Source organism: Nostoc sp. (assembly GCF_054880495.1).
This window is the reverse complement of sequence record NZ_JBTYKD010000200.1, coordinates 1-11,935: the sequence shown is the minus strand read 5'-3', so window position 1 is coordinate 11,935 and position 11,935 is coordinate 1. Positions and strand designations below refer to the sequence as shown.

14 protein-coding genes are annotated in these 11,935 nt (G+C 43.8%); 6 read left to right on the top strand and 8 right to left on the bottom strand.

All coding sequences use genetic code 11. The features are described 5' to 3' along the window. Nucleotides 1-79 precede the first annotated feature (79 nt). Entirely contained in the window at nt 80-379 is a 300-nt protein-coding gene (locus ACYTXL_RS19005) for a Spx/MgsR family RNA polymerase-binding regulatory protein (RefSeq protein ID WP_461926108.1), read from the top strand. Here ACYTXL_RS19005 and ACYTXL_RS19000 read toward each other — a convergent pair. Then, entirely contained in the window at nt 371-589 is a 219-nt protein-coding gene (locus ACYTXL_RS19000) for a hypothetical protein (RefSeq protein WP_461926107.1), read from the bottom strand. The two genes, ACYTXL_RS19005 and ACYTXL_RS19000, sit on opposite strands and share 9 nt — an antisense overlap. 69 nt (nt 590-658) lie before the next feature. Further along, a complete protein-coding gene (locus tag ACYTXL_RS18995) occupies nt 659-2,518 on the bottom strand; it encodes a hypothetical protein (protein WP_461926106.1) in 1,860 nt (619 codons plus the stop codon). A gap of 80 nt (nt 2,519-2,598) precedes the next feature. Here ACYTXL_RS18995 and ACYTXL_RS18990 point away from each other — a divergent pair, with 80 nt between their 5' ends. Further along, nucleotides 2,599-3,228 carry a type I restriction endonuclease gene (locus ACYTXL_RS18990; RefSeq protein WP_461926105.1) on the top strand — a complete coding sequence of 210 codons (630 nt, stop codon included), beginning with the start codon at nt 2,599-2,601 and terminating at the stop codon, nt 3,226-3,228. Nucleotides 3,229-3,267: 39 nt separating this feature from the next. Here ACYTXL_RS18990 and ACYTXL_RS18985 read toward each other — a convergent pair whose 3' ends face one another. The 5 genes from ACYTXL_RS18985 to ACYTXL_RS18965 form a co-directional block, all read right to left on the bottom strand. Beyond that, on the bottom strand, nt 3,268-3,447 hold the full coding sequence (locus ACYTXL_RS18985) for a hypothetical protein (RefSeq protein WP_461926104.1): 180 nt from the start codon (nt 3,445-3,447) through the stop codon (nt 3,268-3,270). Between the two features lie 18 nt (nt 3,448-3,465). Further along, nucleotides 3,466-3,720, bottom strand: coding sequence for a hypothetical protein (locus ACYTXL_RS18980; RefSeq protein WP_461926103.1), 255 nt, complete (start codon nt 3,718-3,720; stop codon nt 3,466-3,468). Next, the gene (locus tag ACYTXL_RS18975; protein WP_461926102.1) at nt 3,704-3,943 is read right to left on the bottom strand and encodes a hypothetical protein; all 240 of its coding nucleotides are present in this window, start codon (nt 3,941-3,943) and stop codon (nt 3,704-3,706) included. The genes ACYTXL_RS18980 and ACYTXL_RS18975 overlap by 17 nt, the downstream gene beginning before the upstream one ends. Nucleotides 3,944-3,962: 19 nt before the next feature. Next, a complete protein-coding gene (locus ACYTXL_RS18970) occupies nt 3,963-4,631 on the bottom strand; it encodes a hypothetical protein (protein ID WP_461926101.1) in 669 nt (222 codons plus the stop codon). Nucleotides 4,632-4,858: 227 nt separating this feature from the next. After that, nucleotides 4,859-5,185 (bottom strand): helix-turn-helix domain-containing protein, encoded by a 327-nt coding sequence (locus ACYTXL_RS18965; RefSeq protein ID WP_094346501.1) that lies wholly within the window; start codon nt 5,183-5,185, stop codon nt 4,859-4,861. A gap of 210 nt (nt 5,186-5,395) precedes the next feature. Here ACYTXL_RS18965 and ACYTXL_RS18960 point away from each other — a divergent pair, with 210 nt between their 5' ends. The 4 genes from ACYTXL_RS18960 (at nt 5,396) to ACYTXL_RS18945 (ending at nt 11,445) form a co-directional block, all read left to right on the top strand. Beyond that, complete coding sequence (locus ACYTXL_RS18960; RefSeq protein WP_461926100.1) at nt 5,396-6,268, top strand: hypothetical protein; 873 nt, start codon at nt 5,396-5,398, stop codon at nt 6,266-6,268. Between the two features lie 263 nt (nt 6,269-6,531). Further along, nucleotides 6,532-7,293 (top strand): hypothetical protein, encoded by a 762-nt coding sequence (locus ACYTXL_RS18955; RefSeq protein WP_461926099.1) that lies wholly within the window; start codon nt 6,532-6,534, stop codon nt 7,291-7,293. Between the two features lie 44 nt (nt 7,294-7,337). Beyond that, nucleotides 7,338-7,937, top strand: a complete 600-nt coding sequence (locus ACYTXL_RS18950) for an alpha-ketoglutarate-dependent dioxygenase AlkB family protein (RefSeq protein WP_461926098.1) — start codon at nt 7,338-7,340, stop codon at nt 7,935-7,937. A gap of 229 nt (nt 7,938-8,166) precedes the next feature. After that, complete coding sequence (locus ACYTXL_RS18945; protein ID WP_461926097.1) at nt 8,167-11,445, top strand: plasmid replication protein, CyRepA1 family; 3,279 nt, start codon at nt 8,167-8,169, stop codon at nt 11,443-11,445. A gap of 161 nt (nt 11,446-11,606) precedes the next feature. On the opposite strand, the gene ACYTXL_RS18940 is transcribed toward ACYTXL_RS18945, so the two are convergent. After that, complete coding sequence (locus ACYTXL_RS18940) at nt 11,607-11,804, bottom strand: NblA/ycf18 family protein (RefSeq protein ID WP_461926096.1); 198 nt, start codon at nt 11,802-11,804, stop codon at nt 11,607-11,609. Nucleotides 11,805-11,935: the final 131 nt, after the last annotated feature.

The window sequence follows — 11,935 nt, the reverse complement described above, 5'->3', positions numbered from 1 at the left end:
AATCCTGGCTGAAGTGTAATTATAGTTGCAGTTAATCCTGGTTTGTAAATGTCTTGATTGCAGGTTTGAGCGATTAGTATTGCAGGTCGTTACAAATATTGACCATGAGTTGATTAACACCAAAGAAACTCCGCCCACCCCTGAGATGATTCAAAACTGGGTGAAATCTTTGGGTTCTCCTTCTATGCGAAATACCTCCGGTCAATCATACCGCGCTTTCGGAGATGATTTGAGGATATGGACTGATGAACAGTGGATTGACGCATTCACTCACGACGCAATGCTGCTCAAACGCCCGCTTTTTGTCAAAGATGGAACGGCTGTGTTGGTAGGCTTCAGGGATGAGGGAATAGTTCGAGAAAAATTAGATTTAGCGTAGACCACTTGCCTCAAAGCCAAATCTATCATCAATACCGTACTCTTTCTCTATCAAACCCAACAACTTCTCTTCCACAGCCGTCAAATACGGGCGCTTCAACTCCCCCAAGTACTTCAACATAGCACTTGGGGCATCTTCCAAGTTCTCATTTCCCCATAACCTGTTAATGCGATCGCAAATTACCTGCATCTGCTCACACTCTTGCGGCAAGTAGTTGAAGGACTTCAGGTGCTGCAACCCAACGGCATACTCGCCATCCCATATACAAAAAGCATTACATCAATCCAATCCCAAATTTCTCATCGCTTTCCACAAATTAGGTCGTCGCTTGTGCTGGACTTTCCATTGGGACAACAAACTATCATAATTCTGCGGTGCTAACTCCTTCAAGGCAGACATCCATTGTGCATTTCTCGTATAATCCGAGCTTTGAGACGAGTCCGGTCTGGGTACAAAGTTGTGTAAATTTGCTTGCCAATAAGCCATCACTCTTTCCCACAAATCAGGGGGTGCATATTCTTGGAGATACGTTCTCCTAGAAATATCATCCCGTGTTGATAGTTGGTTTGGTAGAATCACAACCTCATAAAACTTCGGGTAGGGGGATTTTCCCTGATACTTTATCTCGGTCAAATCTTTTGTTAACAAATGTAAAACACTATATTCCCCACCCAGTTGTCCCTGTTCTCCAGGTAAATTCTCCAACCACTCGATAATTTGTTGCCTAAACCAAGTATGTCCTTTTTCCTTAGTTGTAATACTATCGAGCAACCAATGCAACCACCAACTATCTACGGCTTTTTGATTTGTATAAAAATATGAATATCTGTATGGTGTACCACCTTTAATTATTGATTCACGCCAAGATGTAAACAAAGCTTTTTTCGTATCTTTATTAACTGGTATCTCAGCAAAAGCTTTGAACATACTAGACCAGTCGTAACAACATTCAAAAGTAATATGCTGAATTGACAAAGCATTCACTCGTTCGATTTCTCCCAATTCTCGAACAGCTTGCTGATAATAGCGAAGTAAAGTTTTTTCCTTTTCCCAATTCCCAGGATCGTAAGAAAATCCATCCACAGCAACAAATAGCAGCGAGTTTTCCGGTATCCACGGATTCAAGTCAGGTTTGTTTTTTAATAACGCATCCAAAGTCTCTTGAATCACTGTGAGACTTTCTCTATATTCCTGTTTAGCCAACAAATCCTTAATTACAGGTAAACCATTTTGCCATTCCTGGGAAATAGTCGCCCGGAGATTGTTCAAATATATCTCTGGGGTTGCAAATTGCTGCATCAATTCCATGTAAACTATATGCCAAGAAGAATGAGTATTTTCTAGGTCATGCTTCCACTCTTGAACTTCTCGATTGGCCGTCATTCCGTCAAAAATTAATTTTTTTTCAACATCAAGTAAATTGGAAAAGAAATCGGTCACAGCATCATCATCTAAACTGGTGTGGTAAAATTCCTCATCCCATTCCCTAATTTTTTGAGCTAATTTGAACCCATTTTGTCCTTGTGACTGCACCAATAACCATTCCCATTCCAATAAGCAATACGTTGTCGCTCCTTCCAAATGAATACCATTAGCAATTTCCATCCAGTCGGGTATACCATTAGAGATTTCACTTTCTGCTGACAACAAACTGGCTGCAAAACCATCGTCATTACTAAAGCCATTCTCAAAAGCCGTTTTTACCAATGGCTTCATCTTTTGTGCAACTGCTTCTAAATCTTCAACCAAAGCACAATCATCAAAGTAGGGTTCTTCCCAGCTTTCCTCTTGGACTATATATTTCCCCTCTTCCTGCGACGCTTCGGTAATAATTTCATTCCATTCTCGCCATAACTCTGACCACGTTTGAGCTAATTTCGCTAAAGAAGTTGCTTGTCTTTCGGTTGTTTTTGCCTGTTCACCTGTTTGCGATGGAGCGATTATTTGAATCAAAGTTGTCTGGGTATCTGCTTCAAGTTGAACAAAAGACGTTTGGCGCTGTTCGTCAGATAAAACAGCAAATAAACTATCGAGTAGCTGGGAAATTTCTGCTTCGGTAAGTCCTTGCAAAATACGCGAACCAAGAGAACTTTGTAGTTTGACATTACCCCCATAATTGCTTTGATTCTTTTTTGGCATCTTGGTAAGCCCTCTTTTGTAGTAACTGTTATAGGTTAAATTCAATTATCCTAATATTAGGCAAGTAGGTATATTTAATCATGACCACAAGCATAGCCATCGCAGAAAAAATTACCACCCTTCGCCAAGTCGAGGAAAAACTGGGGTTAATCCTAAGTGGTGATAGTCAATTTTTTACCGAATGGATGGCAGATTTACCAGCTTTAAGTGAAGCAGAGCAGACAAGATTAGAACAAGTTCGACAAAACTATCTCTACCAAATCTCAGATGGAAGTCTTTTAGAAGAAACTGTCAAAATGGTTGTGCTATCACCATTACTTGAACTTGCAGGCTTCTATCAAGCACCTTACAGATTTAAAACCGAGGTATCCGTTGATATTGTTGCACAAGGAGATAATGATGAGATTTTACGGGGCAGAATTGATGTTTTAGTTCTGCAAGGTAAATTATGGATTGTGCTAATTGAGTCAAAAAAGACAACTTTTGATTTAGAATTAGCGATTCCCCAGACATTAGCTTACATGGCGATTCATCCCAACCCTGAACAACCTCTATATGGCATGATCGCCAATGGTAGCAGCTATTTGTTTGTCAAAACCTTGGGTAAACAATATGGTATTTCCGATCTCTTTGCAACCCGATCACAATATCTTAACAATTTATCTGGAGTTTTAAGAATCCTTAAGCATTTGGGTAGAATTATTACATAATCTTGAGTTATTTACATAGTTTCTTTGTTGCATTAGTCTCTAATTTTCGACTCCAGAACCTTCAACAATCTCTTTTCCAAAGCTGTCAAATAAGTGCGATTCAGCTTCGCCAATGACTCCAAACACTTTTGAACAGACTCCTCTAACGCGCTGGAATACACTCAACTGATGTGATCGTAGGCAAGCAATCACTCGTAAAGAAATGCCAGCTATCGACATCTTTCATCTTCTGAGGTTTTATTTGGTTTTGTTCATTTCTAGCCAGTTGTAGAGTAGGAACTGAACTCTGTTGAGCGCTGCATCAATTATGTAGAGCCATTCTACAGCACTCACGCTTACAACTGGCGTAGAACGGGACACCAGAAGCGGAAAGTTTTGCCCTATCCCTCGTACAACTTCTTTGTTGTCCCGTTGCGTTGCTAACTCCATTGAAACTGGAACCCAAAGCCATTGGATGCCAAATTGCCAAAATTGTTTAGGGTATTCTCCCATACTCCGACTCCAGAAGCGTCAATAATTTCTCTTCCACAGCCGTCAGATAAGGTCGATTCAGCTTACCCAACAACTGCAACAGACTTTTGACTATCTCCTCAAGTGAATCGGAATACACTCGACTGATGCGATCACACACCAACCGCATCTGCTCACACTCGGTAGGTAGATAATTGTAAGATTTGAGATGCTGCAACCCAACGGCGTACTCGCCATCCCACATCCTCACCGTGCAACTGAAATCATTTACTTGGCTGACAATACCCCAGCAGCCACCTTTGCCTCTGAGTTCTGGATTGTCTTTGACTACGATTTGGCACACTTCTTTGGCACACTTCGCCGATTTGGTAGGTATTGGGTACTTTCGTCCTTTCCATGATGCGCTGCACCACATCCTTCACAATTCTACCAGTCGGCACTTTCCCGCCAGCAAGTTCTACTGCTCTTAGCCAGGCTTCCTGCTGTTCCTGGGGTTCAAGCTTTGTCATGGGTCGGACTTGCCCCTCTGCTGTGGGCAATTTGTGATCAATTTGATCACAAATTTCAACCAAGTTATCAAAAATAACAGCCGCATCCATTAGAAGATAAGACTGGCGACGATTATGGCCAAAGCGATCGCGGCAATACTCCTCAAAAGTTTTGTGAGTAGAGCGATATAACTTGCGATCCCGTAATTCCATTAATGCCTTCCCCGCCTCAAAAAACGCCCGTTCCACTTTCCTTTCCAAGTGCAAGCGATCGCTTTGCTCCTCTTGGGTCAACTCTGGGACTTCGACAGCAGTAACTGTAATTGTTGCTGTAGCTGGGTTTTCTTCTTGGGAGATATCTTCAAGGTCTTGATCATCTGGCGGTGTGCTATCCCTGGATGTGGCAGAGGTGGCTTTTTTGCGCTTAGAGGATGGTTTAGTCATAATTCCACCTCTTGAACAGTACTTGAAGAGTTAACTTTCAGGCTCTTGTCCTCATTTACCTCTACCCATAGCAGTTTCCAACCATACTTGTTTTCCAAATTGCGGCACTTCTCTTTCCTCTGTTGCAGCGTGCCGCGACTCTAATTTTTCTTGGTACTCATGCCCTACTCCACTTCAAGAGAGCAACGCTAATGCTACAGGCTTGATTAAATTTAAAGCGATTGCACTCATGCTGCAATCATCCCACTTGCATTTGTGCTTTTTGAATTGAGTGTGCTGATTTTGCCTTCTTTGACTTCATCAGCTACTTGAACTACTTTTTGTTCCTTCTCAGAACTTCCACCATCCTTATCAGGTACGCGAACTAGTAGATCGCCAACTTCACACTCCAAAATCTGGCATAACTTGTCTAATGTCTCCAAAGGTATTGATTTGGCTTTGCCATACTCAATTTTCTGAACATTAGCCAACGACATTTCAAGTCTTCTTGCTAGCTCATTCTGCGAAATTCTTCTTTCGTTTCTAATTTCTTTAAGTCTTACTTCCACGGGCATGAGTTGAATTCATATAAATAGATTAACCTACTTTTAGTAGTCTATCTATCAATAGTATTTATTGTAAGTAGCTCAATAGATAACTAACTATCATATAACTATCTATTGTCTTACCTACTAATAGTAGGTATTATAGTAATAACAAAAGACGACACCCCAAGCCTGGTAAGCAAAAGCGTCGCCTTTTGAACCTTTACAGGAATCTATATCATGACATATCCGAAATACACTCAGCAAGCCCTTTCCCGCTATAATCTCCCGCGTCTCAAAAGAATCGCCACTGAACTCGGCGTTACGCCCACTGGGGACAAAAGAGCGACTGAAACCTGGATAAACGCAATCATCACCCACCAATCCACCAACCTTCAGAAAGTTGACAACCAAGCCCTCGCCCAAGCCGAACTCGACAACTACATCGCTGATCAAGCCCAAGTTGTAGCTCCCGAATTCCTCAGAGTAGTCGAAATCTCGTTTTCCCATCACGAATATTATGCTGGTGATAAACTGGTAGCCAGCATCAGCCATGACGACAACCACTTAACCCAACGCTGGGTAGTCATAGTCAACGATAAAGAAGTATTTCGTGCCAACACTCCAATGCGTTGCGATCGCTTCATCTGCACTCACTACAAAGATGGCACACTGCCAGTGCAGGAAGAAGCAGGGGGGCAGGGAGCAGGGGGCAGAGGGGAAAGATTCTCTCCCATGCACCCCGCACCCTGCTCCTTGTCCTCTTCTACTACTGAAAACCAAATCATGGCGCATATCTTCAACGAGTGCCAGAATTATGGGTTTGAAATTCTCGATGATGGTATTTACAACAACGGCGTGAAACTGGGGCAAGTCGGATGCACTGATGGTAACTGGTGGGTGAAGAGGCGTTATTCAGGTCAGCAGCAGTATTCTAACTCGGTCTATGATGCAGTGCGATCGCTGTCGATGGTGGACACACTACCCGATGCAGAAGCGGTTGACTGCGAAGAATTGCTAGACCGACCATTTGAGATGCTGACAACCCTTGATTGGGAACTGTTACGGGAGTATGCGCCAGTTGCAGAAAGCCAGGAATTAGTGGCGGCGTAATTCTCGCACATACAAGAGCGATCGCTGAAGTTGTAACACTCAAGCGATCGCTCATGAACAACCTGCTTATTCAACTTTTCCCCAATTAAATCAATGCAACCAACAATTTCGATACCTAAGCACTGGGACTATCCGCGCTTTGCTTTGGAACAGCGCACTAAGGACAATTCGCAATTTGCAATAGTCGGTGAAAAAAGTTTAATGCGGGTAAATCTTTGATTCTCTCTAATAACACAACAAAAAATTATCACACAACTAAAGTTATGTCACAAATTGAAATCGCCGAAATCATCGAACAGATATCTCAAGAGATTGAAGTTGACTCCAATGGTCATGGTAAAGCAAGTATCAAAGCCACTGCACGACTAGCTGGAGTTGATGACGAATCTATCAGAAAAGCTTTAAAATCAAGCGCCGACCTAGCACCATCTAAATTAGCCAAAGAGCTTATGCTACAAGGGTTTAAAGCCGCCGACCTGAGCCAGTGGAGAACCGATGGAATCCCTGATATAGCGATCGCAATTATCCTAGAGTACTACGCTTACGAAGCTGGTAGATACTGTACTAAACAAGCCAGACTGGTATGCCGTTCATTCAACACCATCGGCATTCGGGCATGGATTCAAGATAAATTGGGTTGGACTAAACCTGTCACTGACAACAAAACAGGAATGACAGAAATACAGTTACTCGCCGCTATAGCTAAACATTTGGCAGAGCAAGAACAGCATTTACTCCAACAACAACAGCAACAGACCGAAATTTTGCACCGACTAAAAGCTGTTGAAGTTGAGCAAGATAGGGTAAATACCCCATGCGGGCATAAATATAGTGTTGTTGGATTTGCCAATCTTCAAGGTTTAGAAATCTCGGTAAAAGAAGCGGGTACTAAAGGTCGAAAGGCAAGCGCATTGTGCCGAAAACAGGCAATAGAAATAGAGCGCATTCATGATCCACGTTTTGGAAAAGTTGGTTTGTATCCAGAAAGTGTGTTGATTGAGGTTTTCTCTACTGGTCAAAACTAACAGCAACTCCTTCAGCACACATTCAATAGTAGGAGAAAAACACCATGCAACAACTCAATTTGTTTCCTGAATCTTCACCAGTTTTACCCGTCAGTTATTACCCCGATTTCTTAAATCTTGAACAAGCAAATGAACTTTATCAACACTGCTTGAAACTGGAGTGGCAGCAGAATCAAATCAGAATGTTGGGTAAAACAATGCCTGTCCCCCGCCTGGAATGCCTGTACGGTGACAAAGGCTGTGACTATATTTACTCCAATAGCGTGTTTTTGAAACCTCTGACTTGGACAGACTCTCTGGCCAAGTTACGCGACTGCATTACCGGATTGACTGGTTACAAGTTCCGCATCGTCATCGGCAATCAATACCGCAGTGGCCTGGATTCAATCGGTTGGCACGCTGATACTGATTCTTCAATGGGACTATCCCCTGCAATCGCATCAGTCAGCTTGGGGTCATGTCGCAAATTCCAAATCAAACCGAGAAATGGCAGACCTACTGACTTTTGGCTGGAACACGGCAGTTTACTCGTGATGCACCCAAGCTGTCAGTCCACACATCTGCATCAAGTTACCAAAACCAACAAAGTGGTTAGCACGCGTATTAATCTCACGTTTCGACCACACACCGGGGGCGGGAGATGATTCTGACAAGTCCAGTGATCATGTAAAATGACAGTTTCTTAGTTCATGTGTACTATTTAGTCCGGTTAAAAAGCAGTCAATAGGACGAAAAAAACAACTACCAATACAAGTCCTGTTGATTGCTGAACTGAAAACGACGGTTTTTTAACCTGTAGCTGCGTAACTAACAGCAAAGGCGGTATAGCTCAATACCCCAAGCTTTGCATTGCTTAAAAATATTGGAGGGGATATGAATTTCCAAACTGATTCTCAAGCAAAACATTTAACTGAATGGCTCAACAGTTGCGTTGACGAAGAAATCTTTCAGCTGAATGCGCGATCGCTCTACGGCACAACACCTTACGAATATCTTCTCTACAGTCCCAAAATCTCCCGTCGCAACGATGGACGACTGCGCGATCGCGATTTGAAAAAATACCAGCACATCGAACTAGGCGGCTGGTGGTGTTCTGGCGTTGACCCCCTCAACGAATACGCACTAATGATGTGGGGCTGTTTCAAACCCGACCATCCCCGACGTGACCGCCAGAAGATCCACAAATTCATCAAGTACGAACACCCATTCAGAGAAGAGACACGCGCCTTCTTCCTATTAGTACCGAATCGCATTTGGGTGAAAGTCTCTAACCGTAGCGGCATTCCCATCACCGAAGAAGATTTGCAGCATCCTGGTGGGTTCTGGCACTGGGTTTGGAGGCATAACGTACCAGTCACAATTGTCGAAGGGGTCAAAAAAGCGGGGGCGTTACTGACTGCTGGTTATGCTGCGATCGCAATTCCGGGAGTAAACGCTGGATACCGCACACCTACTGATGAGTACGGTACTGCCATCGGGAAACCCTTTCTGATTCCCGACTTGAAACATTTTGCAACACAGGGCAGACAGGTTAACATTTGCTTTGACCAGGACAACAAGCCCGAAACTGTACAGCGAGTCAGAACCGCTATCAGTCGCATGGGACGGTTGTTGGTAAATGAAGGTTGTTCGCTGCGAGTGATTGATTTACCGCTAGGGGCAGAGAAAGGGGTTGATGATTTTATCGTTGCCAAGGGAAAAGAAGCATTTGACGCACTCTACAATACGGCTGTTGCACTGGAGTTGTGGGAGATTAAGCTGTTTACCTTGTTGACTTACCCGCCATCAATCGCTCTCAACCAAAGATTCTTGGGTCAGCTTCTCGTACCTGAAGGTGAAAAACTGATTATCCTCAAGGCTCCCAAAGGCACGGGTAAAACCGAATGGCTTGCAACGGAGGTGGCGAAAGCACATGACCTTGGGAGACGGGTATTAATAATCACCCATCGCATTCAACTGGGTGAGGCGTTGTGTAATCGATTTGGTGTTAACTATGTGACTGAAGTCCACACGAACGAAACAGGCACATTATTAGGATACGGGGTGTGCGTTGATTCGCTGCATCAAGAAAGTCAGGCGCGATTCAATCCCAATGACTGGGCGAATGATGTGATTATTATTGATGAATGTGACCAGGTGTTCTGGCATTTACTTAACTCTGGTACTGAAGTGCAGAAGCGTCGGGTATCTGTTCTCAAAAACCTCAAACAACTGGTACAAAATGTTTTGGGCAGCAGTCAGGGAAAGATTTACCTGTCTAGTGCCGATGTTTCCGATACAGACGTAAAGTATGTTTTATCACTCGCTGGTGAATATCGCGTTAATCTATTCGTCATCGTCAACAATTATCGGCACGTAGCTGGCAACTGTTACAACTATTCTGGCAGTAACCCGAAGAATTTGATTGCAGCATTGGACAAAGCGATCGCTAAAAGTGGGCATCATTTATTATGCTGCTCTGCTCAAAAGGCAAAATCGAAATGGGGAACCCAGGCACTTGAGGAACGGTTTCGTCGCAAGTTCCCACACCTACGGATTCTGCGAATTGACAGCGAATCCGTTGCTGACCCATCACATCCAGCTATGGGGTGTATCGCTCACCTGAACGAAATTCTTACCCAGTACGATTTGGTTATCGCCTCCCCAAGTTTGGAAACTGGAGTCAGCATTGACATTCGAGGACATTTCAGTGCTGTTTGGGGGATTTTTCAGGGAGTGCAGCCGGTTAACTCCGTGCGTCAGATGTTGGCACGGTTACGGGAAACAGTTGACCGTCATATCTGGGTGAGAGAGTGGGGTATGGGTGTTGTCGGGAATGGCTCTACATCCATTGGAGGATTGCTCAGAAGTCAACACGTTGCGACACAGACTAATATTGCGCTGCTGTCGGCGGCGGATAATGCGGATTTGAGCTACATTGATCAGAATTTTCAGCCGGAGTCATTACAGACTTGGGGCAAGCGTGGTTCTGTAATTAATGTGGAGATGCGGCGTTATCGGGAATCGGTGCTTGCGGGGTTGGTCGAGGATGGTTACACCGTTATTGATGCAGCCGATGTTGATGATGATGAGACTGGCGCAGTAATCGAGTCGGTTAAAGCGGCATCTGTTGAATTGTATGCTGCGGAGTGTAAAGCGATCGCGGATTCTCCAACCATCTCTGATGCCGAACTCAAGAAGCTGCAAGACACAAGGGCGAAAACCAAAACTGAACGACATCAGCAGCGCAAGGCGGAATTATCCCGTCGCTATGAAATTGACGTAACCCCTGATTTGGTTGAGAAAGATGACGACGGCTGGTATCCTCAACTGCGGATGCACTATTATTTGACACTGGGGCGGGAATTTCTAACGAACCGTGATACTAAACGGGCTAAGGCGCAGTTGGAATTAGGGCAGAATTCGATTTGGAAACCAGATTTTAACAAGGGGCAGATGTTGCCATCGGTGCTGTTGTTAGAAGAACTGAATCTGTTGCAGTTGCTTACGCCTGGGGAACGGTTACGCTCTTCTGACGAGGTAATGCAGGAATTTAAAGCACTGGCACTAAAGCATCGGCACGTTATCAAGAATTACCTTCATGTCAGTATCTCGGAAAAACTGACCCCAATAGCGATCGCACAGAAACTACTTGCGAAGATTGATTTGAAATTGAATTACGTTGGTCGCTTGGGTAAGCGTGAAAATCGGGAGTGCGTCTATCGGTTTGTTGCCCCTGATGATCAGCGTGATTCGATTTTTGGGCAGTGGCTCAATCGGGATGAAGTATTTCAAAGTGAGTTGGTGTCAGTCAGTAATAATATAAGTACAACCACACCAGTAACTGACACAACATCACTTTCCATATCCCACAATACTGAAGTGGTGTCAGGCACTAATAATATAGTCTTTGCAACACCACTCAGTGACACAGCACCACATACCCCAGAAAATATCGCGATTCTTGGATGGAAGGGGCTAAAGCTGAAATTGCAGCAAGGTTTGGACAGCGCTGGTCAGTTCTACCAACAGCTAGTCTCCACAATCGGCTCTTCTATCGGCGTTGCTGATGGTGAGCCTTACTGGAATGGGTATTTGGGGCAGTGGCAGGTTTGGGTTAACTTTGCTTCGGGGTGTACGTCTGTGGTGTGCGATTGGTTGGTGGGGATGTAGATCACAGTAGTTCACTGTTCTATCAGAACTGTTTCTGTGAGTCTGTTATGCAAGCATCTTCCCAGTTTGGAGCAAATAATCTCTATTGCCAAGCCATTGAAAAAAACAATTGTGTGTTCGTTCTCTTCTGAGTCGCTTAAAGTAACCGGAACAAGTTTGTTTTAACCCAAGATTGAACCTGAACCAACTTCCCACTGATGTTTGAGCAATTCTTGATAAGTCTTTTCCCTTATCATCATCTGCTTATAGAGCATCAGCAAAAATTCTTGAGCTTGTTCACAGGACATCTGCTGCACTTGATCCGCAAAAGTTCTCAGGCTAAATTCTTGTTCTAAAGATAATTCAATGGGTTGATTCATCGCTTTTATTACCTACTCTTTTATTTGAGTTTGCTAAGTTACAGCAATTTTCAGGTAAATAGACCACAGTGGTTGAACCAACCGAAGGCATCATCTTCGGTAATATAATTTACAGCGTCAGCCATAGCTTG

What these genes read in the sequence shown, in the direction of transcription:
- ACYTXL_RS18995 (WP_461926106.1), bottom strand. Translation starts at nt 2,518, where the DNA reads ATGCCAAAAAAGAATCAAAGCAATTATGGGGGTAATGTCAAACTACAA.
- ACYTXL_RS18990 (WP_461926105.1), top strand. Translation starts at nt 2,599, where the DNA reads ATGACCACAAGCATAGCCATCGCAGAAAAAATTACCACCCTTCGCCAA.
- ACYTXL_RS18985 (WP_461926104.1), bottom strand. Translation starts at nt 3,447, where the DNA reads ATGTCGATAGCTGGCATTTCTTTACGAGTGATTGCTTGCCTACGATCA.
- ACYTXL_RS18980 (WP_461926103.1), bottom strand. Translation starts at nt 3,720, where the DNA reads ATGGGAGAATACCCTAAACAATTTTGGCAATTTGGCATCCAATGGCTT.
- ACYTXL_RS18975 (WP_461926102.1), bottom strand. Translation starts at nt 3,943, where the DNA reads ATGTGGGATGGCGAGTACGCCGTTGGGTTGCAGCATCTCAAATCTTAC.
- ACYTXL_RS18970 (WP_461926101.1), bottom strand. Translation starts at nt 4,631, where the DNA reads ATGACTAAACCATCCTCTAAGCGCAAAAAAGCCACCTCTGCCACATCC.
- ACYTXL_RS18965 (WP_094346501.1), bottom strand. Translation starts at nt 5,185, where the DNA reads ATGCCCGTGGAAGTAAGACTTAAAGAAATTAGAAACGAAAGAAGAATT.
- ACYTXL_RS18960 (WP_461926100.1), top strand. Translation starts at nt 5,396, where the DNA reads ATGACATATCCGAAATACACTCAGCAAGCCCTTTCCCGCTATAATCTC.
- ACYTXL_RS18955 (WP_461926099.1), top strand. Translation starts at nt 6,532, where the DNA reads ATGTCACAAATTGAAATCGCCGAAATCATCGAACAGATATCTCAAGAG.
- ACYTXL_RS18950 (WP_461926098.1), top strand. Translation starts at nt 7,338, where the DNA reads ATGCAACAACTCAATTTGTTTCCTGAATCTTCACCAGTTTTACCCGTC.
- ACYTXL_RS18945 (WP_461926097.1), top strand. Translation starts at nt 8,167, where the DNA reads ATGAATTTCCAAACTGATTCTCAAGCAAAACATTTAACTGAATGGCTC.
- ACYTXL_RS18940 (WP_461926096.1), bottom strand. Translation starts at nt 11,804, where the DNA reads ATGAATCAACCCATTGAATTATCTTTAGAACAAGAATTTAGCCTGAGA.